Source organism: Victivallis lenta (genome assembly GCF_009695545.1).
Taxonomy (GTDB): Bacteria; Verrucomicrobiota; Lentisphaeria; order Victivallales; family Victivallaceae; genus Victivallis; species Victivallis lenta.
In genome coordinates this window covers 1-15157 of record NZ_VUNS01000036.1, presented here as the reverse complement: position 1 = coordinate 15157, position 15157 = coordinate 1, and the positions used below count along the sequence as shown (strand labels likewise).

The 15157-nt window shown below is 62.0% G+C and carries 12 protein-coding genes; 5 read left to right on the top strand and 7 right to left on the bottom strand.

The window, feature by feature from the left end; translation table 11 throughout:
* Nucleotides 1–86 precede the first annotated feature (86 nt).
* Nucleotides 87–650 (bottom strand): 6-pyruvoyl trahydropterin synthase family protein, encoded by a 564-nt coding sequence (locus FYJ85_RS20645; RefSeq protein WP_154420610.1) that lies wholly within the window; start codon nt 648–650, stop codon nt 87–89.
* Nucleotides 651–1194: 544 nt separating this feature from the next.
* On the opposite strand from FYJ85_RS20645, the gene FYJ85_RS20640 reads away from it, so the two are divergent.
* The 3 genes from FYJ85_RS20640 (at nt 1195) to FYJ85_RS20630 (ending at nt 4213) form a co-directional block, all read left to right on the top strand.
* Nucleotides 1195–2112, top strand: coding sequence for a cellulase family glycosylhydrolase (locus FYJ85_RS20640; RefSeq protein WP_154420609.1), 918 nt, complete (start codon nt 1195–1197; stop codon nt 2110–2112).
* Nucleotides 2112–2933: a LamG-like jellyroll fold domain-containing protein gene (locus FYJ85_RS24345; RefSeq protein WP_154420608.1), complete on the top strand. Its 822-nt coding sequence runs from the start codon at nt 2112–2114 to the stop codon at nt 2931–2933. The genes FYJ85_RS20640 and FYJ85_RS24345 overlap by 1 nt, the downstream gene beginning before the upstream one ends.
* A gap of 122 nt (nt 2934–3055) precedes the next feature.
* Entirely contained in the window at nt 3056–4213 is a 1158-nt protein-coding gene (locus FYJ85_RS20630; protein WP_154420607.1) for a DUF2264 domain-containing protein, read from the top strand.
* Nucleotides 4214–4229: 16 nt separating this feature from the next.
* Here the strand turns inward: FYJ85_RS20630 and FYJ85_RS23900 are convergent, their stop codons facing one another.
* The 5 genes from FYJ85_RS23900 to FYJ85_RS20605 form a co-directional block, all read right to left on the bottom strand.
* Nucleotides 4230–7280 (bottom strand): glycoside hydrolase family 2 TIM barrel-domain containing protein, encoded by a 3051-nt coding sequence (locus FYJ85_RS23900; RefSeq protein WP_338116714.1) that lies wholly within the window; start codon nt 7278–7280, stop codon nt 4230–4232.
* Between the two features lie 11 nt (nt 7281–7291).
* On the bottom strand, nt 7292–9619 hold the full coding sequence (locus FYJ85_RS20620) for a LamG domain-containing protein (RefSeq protein ID WP_206213359.1): 2328 nt from the start codon (nt 9617–9619) through the stop codon (nt 7292–7294).
* Nucleotides 9620–9635: 16 nt separating this feature from the next.
* Nucleotides 9636–10340, bottom strand: coding sequence for a prepilin-type N-terminal cleavage/methylation domain-containing protein (locus FYJ85_RS20615; protein ID WP_106052647.1), 705 nt, complete (start codon nt 10338–10340; stop codon nt 9636–9638).
* 185 nt (nt 10341–10525) lie between these two features.
* Nucleotides 10526–11488, bottom strand: coding sequence for a zinc-binding dehydrogenase (locus FYJ85_RS20610; RefSeq protein WP_154420604.1), 963 nt, complete (start codon nt 11486–11488; stop codon nt 10526–10528).
* Nucleotides 11451–12503: a Gfo/Idh/MocA family protein gene (locus FYJ85_RS20605; protein WP_106052645.1), complete on the bottom strand. Its 1053-nt coding sequence runs from the start codon at nt 12501–12503 to the stop codon at nt 11451–11453. The genes FYJ85_RS20610 and FYJ85_RS20605 overlap by 38 nt, the downstream gene beginning before the upstream one ends.
* Nucleotides 12504–12602: 99 nt before the next feature.
* Between FYJ85_RS20605 and FYJ85_RS20600 the strand changes: the two genes are divergently transcribed.
* Entirely contained in the window at nt 12603–13433 is an 831-nt protein-coding gene (locus FYJ85_RS20600) for a helix-turn-helix transcriptional regulator (RefSeq protein WP_154420603.1), read from the top strand.
* Nucleotides 13434–14257: 824 nt separating this feature from the next.
* Nucleotides 14258–14512 (top strand): hypothetical protein, encoded by a 255-nt coding sequence (locus FYJ85_RS20595; RefSeq protein WP_106052642.1) that lies wholly within the window; start codon nt 14258–14260, stop codon nt 14510–14512.
* Nucleotides 14513–14914: 402 nt separating this feature from the next.
* Here the strand turns inward: FYJ85_RS20595 and FYJ85_RS23385 are convergent.
* The coding region (locus tag FYJ85_RS23385; protein ID WP_206213358.1) for a hypothetical protein at nt 14915–15157 on the bottom strand (243 nt) is incomplete at its 5' end.

Here is a 15157-nt window from a genome sequence, read left to right as displayed (position 1 = left end):
TGTCTTTCCGCCGGGAAAGCGGAAAGGCAGGTCGGGGCGAATGGTATTCGGCGCAGCATGACCTGTCCGGAACCGGTGCTGCCGGATCAGTGCTTCCTGTATCCGCACTTCGGGCAGACGCCGTCGATCAGGGCGACGCCGCAGAGCGGGCAGCGGTCGATCGTTTTGCCCGGCGCGTACTCCTGCGCGGCGGCATTGACGCCGCTGGTGAAGGTGATCTTCGCGATGTTGAGCTTGTCCTTCAGCAGATCGTAGACGATCTTGATCATGCCTTCGACCGTCATGGTCTCTTTGGTGACGACCAGGCGGCAGTCGGGATAGGCGGTTGCAAGCCCGGTCCGGAAAGCTTCCCCCTTCATCTTGTTGGCGGGAGCGCCGTTCCTGATCCCCTGCTTCTCGTAGACGTCGAGGATGGCCGGAAGCAGCGGGTCGTCTTCCCGCAGGACCAGGGCGTGGTCGAAGTTTTTCAGCACGTTCCAGGCGACTTTCTGAATCTCGTTGCAGGGATAAACCATGTTGACGCCGGGCTCGATGGCATCCTCTACCTCAATCGTCAGGACGCCGGTGTGGCCGTGCAGATACTGGGCCTCCCCCTGGAATTTGTAGAATCGGTGCGCGTACTGCAGCTCGAACTTCGTGATGCTTCTCATGTTTTCCGTCCCTTCTGTTGATTATGGTTAGGGGAAACAACTGTTTTTGCCGCCCGGCGGCTGAACACTGTCCGCAAAGTCCGACGATCCGGATCTCCATATGGGTGACCTTTCCGGCAGCGCTTCCTGCGGAATCATTGCGCCTTCCGGCCAGTCGAAGTCCGGAATCCTTCCGCCTTTTTCACAGATGAAAATGTCCGTGCGCTCCCACCCGGGAGTCGTAACGGGTGTTGTCGGTTCCGCATGTATCTCGGGAGGCATGACAATCCGGTTTGAATGATTTTGAATTTTGAATCTGAATCAATATAGTATTCATTTAAGATATAATCAAGAACAATTCTTATTTTATCCGGATCTTTTACCGCCGGACCGGAGAGTTGGAAAATGACGCAATTTTTGCATGAGGCTGCTTGACATCAATTGTCTTTGGATTCATGTTAAAGGAAGGTGCGGCATTCGTGGAATATCGTGATTTCGTTGTTCCGTATGCCGGTTGTCCGGAGGAAAGCTCCGTTGTCAGTAATCGATATCCGGGGAAATCAGAATGAAGTTTCCGATATTTCTTGCCAGCATGGCAGCCGGCTGCATGCTGGCTGCCGCCGATTTTCGCGGCAGTGAACTGTTCGACCGGAACCGCATTGTTCCGGAGGGGATGGGGGTCAACATCCATTTCTTCGACCATGAGTCCGGCATGGATGCGCTGAAGTCGCTCGATATGCGATGGCTCCGCATGGACATCACCTGGGATCGCGTCGAGCGGGAAAAGGGAGTCTATGACTTCTCGCAGGTCGATAAGCTCATGAACGATGCGAAAGCGCGCGGCCTGCGCGTGCTCGCCATCATCGATTATGCGAACAAACTCTACGAGCCGGAGCAGAAAGTGATTTCCGAGGCCGGGCGCCGGGCCTACTCCGCCTATGCCGCCGCGCTGGTGCGGCGTTACGCCGGGCATGACGTGATCTGGGAGATCTGGAACGAGCCGAACAACAGCGGCTTCTGGCCCGGCAACGATCCGGGCGAGTACATGGAACTGGTGAAAGCCGCGGTTCCGGCGATGCGCGAGGCGGACCCTCAGGCTGTGATTCTCGGCCCGTCGGCTTACCGCGTCGCCCCGGAATACATGGAGGCCTGCTTCAAGGCCGGATTGTTCGATTATGTCGATGCCGTGAGCTTCCACCCGTACCGCCGCCACCGGCCGGAGGAGGTGCTCGACGATGTCGCCGTGCTGCGCGAACTGATGCGGAAATACCGCGGTCCCGGCCGCGAACTGCCGCCGATCGTCTGCAGCGAATGGGGATTCAGCGCAACCCAGCACGACGGCGAGAACGGGCAGGCTCTGCGCGTGCCGCGCGCGGCGCTGCTTTCGCTTATGGCCGGATCTATTATGACCTCTGGAACGACGGCGGCGACGCGACCAACAGCGAACACAACTACGGGCTCTTCACTTCGCCGCCGTTCCTGATGGAGAAGCCGGCCGCTGTCGCTCTCAAGACGGTGGCGAAGGCGCTCGCCGGCTTCCGGTTCTCGCGCCGGATCGGGGCGGAGGAGAATCCGAACCGCTTTCTGCTTGAGTTTGTCTCGTCTTCCGGGGAAAAACGGTATGCGCATTGGAGCGACGACGAAAAGGAGCACGAATGGCGGGTTCCGGCCGGATTCGGCATGTTTTCCCGCGTCACGATGACCGGGCAGAAACGCATCGGCGTTTATCGGCCCGGCGACCGTCTCGTATCCGGCCCGGCGGTCGAGTACCTGATTCCGGAAGCCGCCAAGCCGGAGAACTGGAAGGTTCTCGGGGTGCTCCTGCCGGCTCCGGATGCCGCCGGGCCGTGGCAGGCCGAACCCTCCGCGGAAGCTGCGGTGCGCGGGGAACGCCTGGCGACCGGCGTCCGCGACCTCTCCGGCGCGGTCGATTACTGGTTCCGCCCGGAGAAGGAGGATTTCGGCAAAACGATTCTGACCGGCGGAGATCTGGACCGCTCTTTCCTGACGCTTGAGTTCCGGCTCGACGCCGAGGGACGCCCCTCGGTGCGTCACCGGGTCCGGCAGGGGCAGAAGTGGCTTGAGCCCATCGGCACCAATGAAGCCGTGCCGCCGGGCCGGTGGACCCGCATGACCTACGCGGCCGGCTGGGAAGGCCGGCGGCTCTATATCAACGGCCAGATGGTCGCGTCGGCTCCGGCGGAGCTCGGCCCCGTTTCGCCCGCATTCCATATCGCCCCGGCTCCGCTGAAAGGGGAGGCCGGTCAGCTGAAGGTCATCTCCGGCGACGGATTTCAACTCTGAAGCGGAGAGGGCCGGGCGGATTTGAAGAGGTGAAAAAACGTTTTATGCCCCGGAACCGTTACGGTTTCGGGTTTCTTCGTACACTGTGTGCCTGTCACCAATGAAAAGAGAGGTCGTTGACAATGGCGAACAATCGGCGGGAGGAGTGGGTCCGGCAGCTGCGGCGCATGGCCGACCCGGTTCTGGAGGCGCTTCGGCAGAGGGTTTTGAAACAGGCGATGCCGGTCGAGTCCGCGGCGCCCCGTTCCGACTGCACCCATATGGAGGCGTTCGGGCGGCTGCTCTGCGGCATTGCGCCGTGGCTTGAACTCGGGCCGGACGGCTCGGATGAAGGCGCCCTGCGCCGCCGGTATGCGGAGCTGACGCTTGAGGCGGTCGCCGCGGCGGTCGATCCGGCTTCCCCCGATTACCTCTGGGCGCCGCCGGACGAGCCGAAACCGAATCTGCAGCTGCTGGTGGACACCGCGTTTTTCGCGCACGCGCTGGTGCGCGCCCCGCGGCGGCTCATCGGCGGCATGACGCCGGAGCTGCGGAAGCTGACGGCCGATCTGCTGATCCGCTCCCGGGTCATCACGCCGGGGCCGAATAACTGGCTGCTTTTCTCCGCGATGGTCGAGGCGGCGCTGCGGAAGATGGGCTTTCCGGCCGATTCGACCCGCATGGCGTATGCGCTGCGCCAGCATGACCAGTGGTTCAAGGGGGACGGCGTTTACGGCGACGGGCGCAACTTCGCTTTCGACTATTACAACAGTTTTGTCATCCAGCCGATGATGCTGGACGTCGTCGAGACGATTGCCGGTGACGCGGAGGAGTGGGAGCTTCTCCGCTCCCGGGTTCTGCGCCGGATGCGCCGGTATGCGGCGATTCAGGAGCGGCTGATCGCGCCGGACGGGTCGTTTCCGGCGGTCGGGCGCTCCATCGCCTACCGCTGCGGCGCGTTTCAGGCGCTGGCGGCGATCGCGCTGCGCCGGGAACTGCCGGAGGAGCTGCATCCGTCCGCCGTCCGCGAAGCGCTTTCCGCCGTCATCGCCCGCACGCTGGATGCCCCCGGGACCCGGGATGAAAACGGCTGGCTCCGGATCGGCCTCTGCGGCCACCAGCCGGGACTCGGCGAGATATACATTTCGACCGGCAGCCTCTACCTGGCTTCGACGGCCTTCCTGCCGCTCGGCCTGCCGGAGAGCGACGAATTCTGGAGCGCCCCGGCCGAACCGTGGAGCTCCGTGAAGATCTGGTCCGGCTGCGACCTGCCGGCGGATCATGCGGTTCAGGACCTCTGATCCGCGCGGCGGCCGCTTACCAGCGGACGTGGGTTTCGGTGTCGTACCGGGCGTTCAGCCCGGTATAGGGATACTCGGATGCGTCTTCGTCTTTTTCCGGCAGCAGGAGGCGGGCATGGCCGGTGATGCCGCCGTTCCCGCGCAGGTTTTCCGCCCGGATGACGATATCGAGCCTGCCGGACTGCGTGAGATCGGCAGGGACCGGATAGCGCCGCCGGGCAGCCCAGTATCCGGCAGTCTCCTCGCCCGTCGCTCCGATTTTCACGCCGTTGACGAAGCTTTCGTCGAGGTCGTCGACTGCGCCGAGGTCCAGGAGCAGTTCCCGGCCGCGGAAATGTTCCGGCAGCGTGACTGTCCGGCGATATTCGGCAATTCCGACGAATCCTTCGTGGTGCGGCAGCTGGAGGTTGTAGAAGCCGGGGACGACGACCGTTTCCGGCTTTCCGCCGTCTCCGGCTTTGAACTCCCAGCGGCCGCTTAAATCAAGCTGCTGCCCGGCGGCGAGCGGGCGTTCGAGCCGTTCCGCCGTCGAGGGCAGTCCGGGGTTGTTGGCGGCGATGATCCGGTTTCTGAGCTGGGCGAAGCGTTCCGCCAGAATCTCGGCGCTCCATTCCGCAGAGGAATCCGGGCCGTTTTTCCGGCCGCGTTCTCTCTCTTCGCGCTGCGGATCGGCAGGGGTTTCCAGAAAGATGATTCTGCCCCGGCCATACCGGAGTTCGGCTGCGAAGGCCGGGAGGGTCAGCGGGATGAGTCCTTTGCCGGAGAGCACGGTGAGCGTCTGCGGCGCACGCAGAAAGCCGTCCCGTTCCGTCAGGTCCGGCCAGTGGGCTTTCCCGGCCGGAGTGAAGGCGAACCGGTTGACGTTTTCCGTCTTTTCGCGCAGGCCGAAAAGCGGGCCGCTGCCGGGCGGTGCGAGCAGGACGGCGCCGTTCCGGACTTTTTCGAGATAACCGGCCGTCTCCGCCGGGGTGACGGCGGCCGGCGCAAGGAATTCCGTTTCCCCTCTTTCCGGGTTCGGGGCGGCATAGGCCGTGACGAGGCCCGAGGCGACAAGCAGTGCCGCCGGGTCCGGCTCGCTCCGGCCGGAGATCTCGAGCTGGCAGAAGACGATCCGCCCCGCGCCCGAACGCATTTCGAGCAGCGGCGTATAGAGCAAATCCATGCCGCAGGCGGCGAGAATCCGGCAGTCGCCTTCCACGGGGCGGCGAAGCGGATAACTTGCGACCATATTGCGGTTGCTCCAGTGCCAGAGCGGGCTGGCGACGCTTTCTTCGGTTTCCGGCGCGGGCGGCTGCTCCGACGGCGCGAGCGTTCCGTTTCCGGCCCAATCCCGGCAGTCGCCGTCCGAGAGGCCGGGCAGGGACAGGGCAGGGGAGAGGAACACCTCGCGGGCGTAGACCGGTCTGGCGCGCAGCCCGAGCCCGGCAAGCGCTTCGGGGGTTTGTTCGAAAAACAGGACGTTGAGTTTTCCGGCGTCGATCCTTTCTTTCAGGTGCATCCGGAGGGCGAAGGATGCGAACTCCGGCGTCAGGCTCTCGCGGCCGATGGTGAGCAGGGTGATGCCGTCAAGCGTGTCGAGCCCGATCGCGTTGCGGCAGGTGATCCCGGCGGCCTGCAGCGCGGCGGCGGTCAATCCCTTTTCGTCGTACAGGGCGACGGAGTCCGCCCGCCGCGCCGCCGGGCGCGGGAATACGGTGATTTCGAGGGCACGCGCCGCGCCGGCGGCGGTCAGCCGGAAGCTGCTGCGCGAGGCGACCGCCGGCAGTTTGACTTCAACCGGCAGCCGGGCGGTTTCCCCGGGGGCGAGGAGCTCTCCTTTCCGGTTCCCGGCGACGGTTTTTCCCGCCGCGTCAAGCAGCCGCCAGCCGGTTTCGAAACGGGTTTCCGCCTGCGTGTCGTTGATCAGCGTGAGCCCTTTCCGGAGCGTTTCGCCGCCGAAGTAGTTGCGGCGTCTGTCGCTCGGCGCGGCGGCCCCTCCGTCGAGGAGGGTGAGCCGGGGAGCGAGAGCGTCCGCCAGCGCCGAAGCGGCGGGCAGCGGCCGGCTGGAGTCGATATCGCTCTGATACTGGATTTTCCGCAGGTCGGGGGTCCAGCCGAAGCGGCGGAATTCCGGAGCCTCCACCTCCCATGCTTTGGCGGTGTGGCTGGTCCGGTGCGGTGCATGTTTCCGGAACGCATAGTGGATTTCGGAAAACGGGCAGATGCCGGAAATTCCGAAGCTGCGCCAGAGGGGGATTGTTTCCCGGAGCAGGTCGCTCCGGAGCTTCTGGTGCCAGGGGGCGTCATAGTAGACCTCGGCCGCTTTGCCCTGCGTCGAGGCGGCGGTGGAGGCAAGCATTTCCCGGTCGGAATCCCGGTAGACGGCGGGGCCGTAGTAACGCGCGAGGTTTTCATGGTAGAACAGCGGTTTTTCCCCGGGATACTGCAGGTCCATGCCGTAGAACGACCGGATGTAGGGGAATCCGGTTTCGATGATGTGCAGCGGTTTTGTTCCGATGGCGCTCCAGACCTCCGGCCATGCGTTGCGCTCGGCCTGCGGCCACCAGCAGAAGTAGGCGTTGCTGGTGATGACCGGCCCGAAATTGCCGCCCGCCTGGAAGAAGAACGGGCGGGACGGATCGTATTTCCGCATGATCTTCACGGCCTCGGAGCAGATGCCGGCCCGGCTTTTCTGGAACGCGGGCAGATAGCCGTCGGCCATCTTCAGCGGATGGTAATCCCAGCCGTAACCGAGGAAGTTGCTGGAAAGAAAGTACATGACGCAGGAAGGATGGTTGCGCCGGCGGCGGATTGATGCGGCCATTCTCGTTTCGAGATTCCGGCGGACCTCCGGATCGTTCCAGATTGCGAACTCCCGGCCGGTGACGCCGTCGAGGTTCACGAACTGAAGCAGCCCCTCTTCGTCGCATATGCGCATGATGTTGTCCGGATAATTGTCTTTGGCCTCGACCGGAAACAGCGTGCGTACGCTGTTGTAGCCGAGACGCTTCAGCGTCCGGGCGACGCGGCGCGCTTCTTCGGGGTCCGAGCTTGCGTTGGCCCAGCCGTCGTGATTGAAGAGGTGAATCCTGCTGCCGTTCAGGTAGTAGTCGCGTCCGCGCAGTTCGAATTCGCGGAAGCCGAAGAGCGGACCGGCTCCGGTTCGTCGATGAGGATGCCGGAGCTGCTTTTCAGTTGAAAGTGCGCAGTGTAGAGATGGGGGGTGTCCGGGCTCCAGAGCCTGGGATTCTCCCATCTGCCGCCGAATGAGATCGTTTTCTCCTCGCCGGGGGCGAGGGTGACGTCCGGAGAGACAAAGGCGTCCGGAGCGTCCCCGCCCGCGATTCGCGCTTCGGCGCGGAGAGTCGCCGGGGCGGCGGAGCGGTTTCGCAGCGTCAGTTCGAAGGTTATGGTTTTCCGGGTTACGGAGGTGACGATTCCCGGATATTCCGCCGTGACCGGCGGTTTGATGAGAAGCGCGGTGTCGCCTTTGATTCCGCGCCAGTTCCAGTAGCCTCCGTCGTCGACGGCGTGGATGGTCAGGAAATTGTCCTCTCCGAATTTCAGCCGTTCGGCCGGCAGCGGAATTTCGAAAAAGGCGCCTTCCGGCAGGTCGGCCAGCTTCCGGCCGTTCAGGTAGAGCGTCCCCTTCTGGCTTCTGCTGAGCTCGTCGAGCAGGAAGATGACCTGTCTGCCGCGCCAGGCGGGATCAGCGCGGAAGGCGCGCTCGAAATAACCGCTCACATAGTCGTAGGGCGACCGGCCGTGGTAATCCGCATTGCGGGGCAGCCGGGCGAGTTGCGCGTTCCGGCGGTAGAATTCACAGTCGGCCAGTCCGTTGCCCTGGCCGCTGTACCGGCCCGGAACGGCGAGATACTCCCAGTTCCGGACATCGAACGGCCGGTCCGGCGCGGTCAGCTGGAAGCGCCACAGTGCATTCAGCGTCATTCGTCTGCGGGTCGCCGTCGAGACGGTTTCCGCGCCGTTGAGGGACCACAGCGGGAGTTCCGCCGGCCGGACCGGGAGCTGGGCGAGGGTTTCTCCGGCCCGTTTGCGTTCCCATGCCGCCCGTTCGGCCGCGTGGAGACGGGCAAGCTCGTCCGGCAGGACGAATGCGTCGACCGCGAAGAGCTCCGCGATGGTTCCTTCCGCCTGCGTCCGGGCGTAAACGTCGGTATCCGGGAGGTCGCCGACTCCGAGTTTTCCGGTTGCGGCCCCGGCGGCGGACGGGGGGGCGGGCGCTGTCCGTTTCCGTTCGACGGTTCCGTCGAGCGCCAGGTAAAGTTCCCCGGAAACGAGATCGAATCCCGCGGCGATCGTTGCGGGGATTCCCTTCTTCAGCGGGGCGGCGTCAAGCGTGATTTCGTGTCTGTTCCCGCCGGAGGCGAGTGTGAATGCGAGTTTTTCGCCGCGTTTGGCCAGCTCGCAGCGCAGGCCGGGCGCGTCGGCATACAGAATTCCGTGCGTTTCGCGGTCGTCGGCGCCGTTCCATTCCGGCGTGAACCGGCAGGAGAACGATACGGCCGGGCCTCCGAGCCCCGGAATCCGCTCCAGCACGAGGCTGCCGCGCCGGTCATAGCCGTGGCGGATGATTTTGACGCCGCCGCCGGCCGGGAAGACCAGTTCCGAGGCCGTGAAGGAGCCCGCCCCCGCCGGCGCGGTTTCGCCTTCGAACGGATCGTAGACGAGCGTTTTGCGCCGGGCCCTGCCGGGTGTGGATTCCATCGCTTCCCGGACCTCTTCCGCGGTCAGGCACTTGTCGAAGAGCTTCAACTCGTCGATTGCGCCTTCGAACTGGTCTCCGGCCCGGAAGTCCATGCTGCCGAGCCGGAGAACGGTCTGGAGAGGGCCGGGCTCGGTGACATCCTCGTTTTTCGTGCAGGCGGCTTCATTGCCGTTGATGAAGACCCGGTGCTTGCCGTTCCGGCAGCCGAAAGCGAGGTGAACCCATTCGCCGGAAGCGAAACCGAGGCTGGAGAACGCAACGCCGCGGTAACGGTTTTTCGCGTCGAAGTGGTTCAGGATGAATTTGCCCCAGTTGTCGAAGCCGGCGTAGAGGTTGCCGCACTCCCAGCCGAGGTTGGTGCGGAAGAGGTAACGCCCCGGTTCCCGGCTGCCGTAGTTCGCATTCCCGGACTGATCGGGCCTGACCCACATGGCGACCGTCCATTCATTCCGGCTGAAAATTCCGCCGAGGTTGTACTGCAGGTCGCCGGGCGAATCCTTGCGGCTGAAGTGAAGCGCTTTCCCGTATTTTCCTTCGACGAAGGAGAGCTTTCCGGCCTCCCGGAGCCCGGCGCCGTCGAGGGCGAGCTCCGGCTCCGCGGAACGGTCGAACGAGGCGTAGAATTTGAGATTGTTTTCCTCCGCGCCGCCGGAAATAACGGCACCGAGTGCGAGCAGGATACAGATGAGTCCGGATTTCATGGCAATCACCGCCGGGTCAGTAACAGTTATGGTAAACGCCCTGGCCGATCTCAAGCCCGTTCCACTGGTCCCAGTGGGTGAATTCCCCCATTGTGACCGAGCGCGCGTTTCCTCCGGCGAAGAGGAAATTGCCGGAGTTGGTGTGGCGCGTCTGGACTTTCGGCGGCAGGTTGAAGTCGTAGGAGTACAGGCAGTAGGCGTTCCCCGTGTTGCCGGAAGAGTCTTCGGCCAGCAGGTACGCCTGCGAGAGGGTTCGTATTTTGTTCCGCTTGCAGAAGCGGTCATCCGGGAATGCGTGGTTGTCCCAGTTGACGCCGCCGAGATAGGCGTTCATCGCATAGGAGGTGATGACTGTCCACTCCTGCCACTCGCCTTCGACGGGCCGGGCGGAGGGGCAGTGGAGCCTGGTTTTGGCGAACGCCTGAAGTTCGCTGCCGGCGGCGCTCAGCGAAGAGAAGATCATCGGATAGATCTGACGCTGCCAGAAGAGATTCGTACCGGTGTAGCCGCCGATCGTGCCGTAGCTGCGGGGATAATAGTCGTTGTAGGTCATGGCGTAGAATTCAAAGCCCTGTCCGAGCTGCTTCAGGTTCGACAGGCAGGAGATCGACCTGCCGCGTTCGCGGGCCCGGTTCAGCGCCGGCAGAAGGATTCCGGCGAGAATGGCGATGATCGCGATAACCACAAGCAGTTCGATGAGGGTGAAGCGGCGTTTGTTCATGATTTTCTCCTGTTTGGGTTGAGTGAATGAATTCCGGTTGTTTCATGGATATCCGTGTCGGGAGAGAGAGGGGCGGAAGCCGGCCGTGCATCCGTGGCATCTCTCCGAATATTTATTATATGATAAATCTGGCTCGATGGCAATAGGCCGGCCGGAAAATTCTTCCGTATTCATCCGGATGATGCTTATTGATATCCTGCTCTGCGGCGAGAGGAACGTTCGGAAAGCCGTCTCCAGTCGATCGCGTAACAGAAGCAGTCGCCGGGATGGTCCGCCAGATTCCGGTAGGCGGCGCGGATCGCCTCCGGTTCCGGCTCCACGATGCCGGAGAGCAGCGGGCGCAGCGTGTAGCCGCCCGCGAGGACCCAGTTCAGGCCGCGCTTCAGATTTTGCTCGGTCCGGGAGAGTGGATTTTTCATCTCCCACCCCGATTCGAAATGCAGGTCGCGGTTCCAGATTTCGCGGCAGAGCTGCGAGGCCGCGAACGGGCCGTCCTTCACGATGCCGACCATGCTGCATCCGCCGCCGTCCTTCAGGCTTCGCGCGGAGGCTTCCAGACTGGAGGAAGAGCAGACCGTGTCGATGACCAGATCGAACTGCCGCTCGCGCGTATTGAAATCCTCCGGCGGGATGGCGCGGCCGATTCCGCACCGGGCCGCGAGTTTCCGTCGTCCGGGCGACGGATCGACGCCGGTCGTGTCGCATCCGAGAAGCTTCGAGGTCTGGGCGGCGAGGTTGCCGACCGGACCGAGCCCGATCACCGCGACGCGTTCCGGCAGAGGTTTCCGGCGGCAGAAGGGGTGCAGCCCGATGTTGATGAACCGCAGGAAACCGGCGAGTTCCGGCGGCAGCCCGTCCGGCAGCGGCAGCAGCAGCGAGCCGGGACCGGGGGCGTGCAGATTGCAGTGTCCGGCCGAGCTCTCCGCCATCGACGGGAAGACGAAACAGTGTTGTCCGTCCGCGGTGTGTCCGGTCCGGATGTAGCCGGGCTGCACCGGCCGGCCTTCCCGGATGGAAAAGAGCTCGGTTCCGGGGCTGACCGTGCTGAAGTCGGTGAAGAGCACGCAGCCGCCCTCCGGCGGAACGTATTCTTCGGTGGTGAATGACACGTTATCCAGCCCGTTGAATGTCAGAATTTTGCGAATCATGTTCCCGTTTCTCCTGTTCGTTGGCGACGGTTTCCAGGATTTCCATGGTTTTCAGGCTGTCCCGGAGCGTGGCGAGGCCTTCGCGCGGCTCGTTTCCCCGCACGCAGTCGAGGAAATAGCGCAGTTCGGTTTCGTAGCCCATTTTGATGTTGCTGTTGCCGAACGCGGCGAATTCCCAGTGATGTGAATTTCCATGCGGCGACGGCGCGGGCGGGTAGTAGTCGAGCGAGGCGAAGGCGTTGGTGAAGATCATGCTGCGGTCGGCGAAGAACAGCTCGGTTCCGAATTTCAGGTTGCCGTATTCCGGCGCGACGAAGGTGTGCAGAAGGGCGTTCATCCGTTTTCCGGCGGCGTCCTTCAGCCGGATCTCCGTCAGGATGTTTTCGCCGGAAAACCGGACTTCGGAGGTGACTTCCGCGATATCCCCGAGGAACGACGCCGCGAGGTTGACCGGGTGGACCGCCTGAACGGCCAGGTACCTGCGCAGGAACGAGAGGTCGTCCGTTCCCGGCATTCCGTAGATTTCGTCGGAGCGGTAGGGGCCGCTGGTGAAATAACGCACGATGCCGTACTCCGGCGCGCCGGTCCGGTGCTCCGCCATGAGCCGCCCGGCTTCGCGGATTACCGCGCTGTGACGCATCATGAAGCCGACCTGGCCGTAGACTCCGGCCGCTTCCGCCCGTCCGGCCAGCTCCCGCGCCTGCCGGACGTCGGCGCCGGACGGCTTTTCCGTATAGAACGGGATTCCGCATTCGATGCAGAACGCGCCGGCCTCGAAGTGCAGCTGCGGCGGCCCCACGACGATCACCGCCTCCGGCCGTTCGCGCCGGATCATTTCCCGGTAGTCGGTGTAGGCGTGTGCCGCGCCGTGTCTGCGGCGGTTCGTTTCCGCCTCCTCCGGGTCGAGTGAACAGACCGCCAGCAGCGCCGCGTCCGGCAGGCCGGAGAGGGCGGGATAGACAAAGCGGTTGGCATGATTCCCGCAGCCGATGAAACAGATTCCGATTTTTTTCATTGGATACACTTTCCGTTTGTTTGCGTCTGCTGATATTATGCGTTATTTTAGTGAAAACGGAATGGAGAAAGGATTTATAATGATGGAGAAAACCGTTGTATGCGTCAATTGATTCAACCGCACCTGCTCGGCATCGACACCGGTCATGCGCCGGGATTCCGGTTCGATTCGCCGGGAGCGATCGACGAAACCTGCCTTGTCATGTGTTTCCGCACTCCCGTCCGGATTCTGACCCGGAACGGCATCGAAACCGGCGCGCCGGGATGCTGCATCCTGCACAGTCTCGACTTCAGGGAGTATCATTTCAGTGTGCCGGGTTCCCGCGAGGGGTTCCGCAACGACTGGCTGAAGGCCGCTTTCGAGGTCGTTTCGCCGATCGTTGCGGAGCTGAAGCTGCCCTACGACACGCTGTTGCCGACCGGGCGGCCGGATCTGCTCGAATCCGGCATCGCGGCGATCCGGGCGGAGCTCGAAAATCCCGACGGGTATTCGGATACCGCGGTCCGGCTGCTGCTGCACCAGCTGCTGCTGACCGTCCGGCGCGCCTATACGGAAGAGATGCGCTGCCGGACCGTGATGACGCCGAGCGAGCGCGACTATTACCCGGCGTTCCGGAAAATCTGCGATTCCCTGCGGAAGGAGTACCGCCGCGAGTTCCGCATCGGTTCCCTCGCCGCCGAAGTGAATCTGAGCCCGGAGCGGTTTTCGGTCCTCTACCGGAAGTTTTTCGGCAGGTCTCCCTACGCGGAGCTCATCGACGCGAGGATACTTGCCGCGAAGCGTCTTCTGACCAGCACCGCTTTCACCGTCAAGGAGATTTCCGCCATGTGCGGCTGGCAGGATCAGTATTATTTCTCGCGTCTGTTCAAGGAGAAATGCGCCGTTTCTCCCCGAGATTTCCGGCGGCACTACAACCGTTACGCCAAATAAGCGGTTTTCTCCCGGCGGTATCGCGGCCGTTCCGGAGATTGCATGGAAATGCAATGAAAAGCGATGAAATCCGCTGAAACGAAAATGGTTGCAGAGACCTGAAGAAACAACGGGGGCAGGAACGGGCGATGATTTCGCAATTCCTGCATGCATGATTTCTTCGGTTCGAACAGACTTGTGCCGTGGCCGGAGTTAGTCGTTTAAATGTCAGCCGAATCGGAAGAAAACGGTTGGGTGTATCGTTATTTCAGTATAAAATCGGCGGAATCTTTTTCAATTGGCACCTGATAATACAAAAAATATGGATTATTTCAATATTTGACTTGCATCTGCGTGAAAAATGTACTATTATTTATATAAGAATCTTTTTTTGAGTATGATCATGAGGTCAAACACAGAGTGCCGTTTTCTTCCGGTTCAGCCGCACGGAGATGTCTCCGGGGCGGCTGGTTCCGCTCACCCTGTCGATTCCATATCTCCGGCTCCCGAAGGTTCGCTGAGGATTCAGCGAACTTGCGCCGAACGAAGTGAGGCGCAAGCAAGCAAGCAAGCAAGCAAGCAAGCAAGCAAGCAAGCAAGCAAGCAAGCAAGCAAGCAAGCAAGCAAGCAAGCAAGCAAGCAAGCAAGCAAGCAAGCAAGCAAGCAAGCAAGCAAGCAAGCAAGTCTTATGCCATATGTCTTTGTGATGTAGGGCGTTCTATCTTTTTTGCAGATTATTTCTGCAATTCATTCTATTTTGTCAAAGACCGCTTTCCCCCTGTTTTCCGGGGAGGGCGGTTTTTTTGTTTTTGACCGGGAATTCAACTAACAGAGAGGCGTTCTGAATGGACAGGAAACAAGAGGTTTTCGCAGACGGTATCGGGCAGATTCATTTTGCCGGCGGCATGATTCGTTTTGATTTCGTGACGCTTCAGCCGGAGCAGGAAGGCAAGGCGCCGATCCCGGCTTCGAATCTTCGCATCATTATGCCGCCGCAGGGATTTCTCAGCGCTTTCCATTCGATGCAGCAGCTGATCGACAAGCTGGTTGAAGCCGGTGTTCTGCAGAAGAACGGTACGGCCGCTGCAGAGGAAAAATAATCCCGGGATCGGATGTCAATGGTGTTGTCGACACAACGGCAGACTCTCTCCTGCGGGCCGGTATATTCGGTTGAATCGTCCGGGCCGGTTTTGTCCGCTTCCGGTACCGGCGCGTTCCGGGTGTCGCAGGCCGGGATCGTCCATGCCGGAGGAGTCGCCGCGATTGCGGTGAACGGCGGTTGTTCCCGCGGTGCGGCTGTGGTTTCCGTGTCGGTGACGTTTCGGCGGCTGCTGTACCGGTTTGTCGGACCCTGCCTCCGGGAATTGACGGGGGGCATAGTTGCTTCCGCCTTGAAGGGCCGCGCCGCCCGCCGTGGAAGAGGGTGTGTCCGGCATCTGCCGGTCCGGTTTTTCCGGGAAGGAGGCGTTTCGCTTCCGGCCGGGAGGCTGCGGCTATGAGCATCATGATGAGTCAATGGAACACACGGATGAAAGCAGGGAATTTCCGGAGCGCTCCGGAAATATCCTGCTGTTTGTATTGACAGGACAGAAATACTCGCTGTTGAGATAAAAAACAAGCCTCTTCACCAGAATTTGTGGGCGAAATCCGGTTCCGGGAGTTCGCCAAGCTGGTGATATAAGCACACTTTTGCAATTTTGAGCGTCCGAAATCCGAACGATTTCCTGATAGTCAGATTTATTTTC

Excerpts from the sequence above, each read along its gene's own strand:
- FYJ85_RS24345 (WP_154420608.1), top strand. The coding sequence starts at position 2,112 with ATGGAGAAGCCGGCCGCTGTCGCTCTCAAGACGGTGGCGAAGGCGCTC.
- FYJ85_RS20600 (WP_154420603.1), top strand. The coding sequence starts at position 12,603 with ATGCGTCAATTGATTCAACCGCACCTGCTCGGCATCGACACCGGTCAT.
- FYJ85_RS20610 (WP_154420604.1), bottom strand. The coding sequence starts at position 11,488 with ATGATTCGCAAAATTCTGACATTCAACGGGCTGGATAACGTGTCATTC.
- FYJ85_RS20645 (WP_154420610.1), bottom strand. The coding sequence starts at position 650 with ATGAGAAGCATCACGAAGTTCGAGCTGCAGTACGCGCACCGATTCTAC.
- FYJ85_RS20615 (WP_106052647.1), bottom strand. The coding sequence starts at position 10,340 with ATGAACAAACGCCGCTTCACCCTCATCGAACTGCTTGTGGTTATCGCG.
- FYJ85_RS20620 (WP_206213359.1), bottom strand. The coding sequence starts at position 9,619 with ATGAAATCCGGACTCATCTGTATCCTGCTCGCACTCGGTGCCGTTATT.
- FYJ85_RS20605 (WP_106052645.1), bottom strand. The coding sequence starts at position 12,503 with ATGAAAAAAATCGGAATCTGTTTCATCGGCTGCGGGAATCATGCCAAC.
- FYJ85_RS20630 (WP_154420607.1), top strand. The coding sequence starts at position 3,056 with ATGGCGAACAATCGGCGGGAGGAGTGGGTCCGGCAGCTGCGGCGCATG.
- FYJ85_RS20640 (WP_154420609.1), top strand. The coding sequence starts at position 1,195 with ATGAAGTTTCCGATATTTCTTGCCAGCATGGCAGCCGGCTGCATGCTG.
- FYJ85_RS20595 (WP_106052642.1), top strand. The coding sequence starts at position 14,258 with ATGGACAGGAAACAAGAGGTTTTCGCAGACGGTATCGGGCAGATTCAT.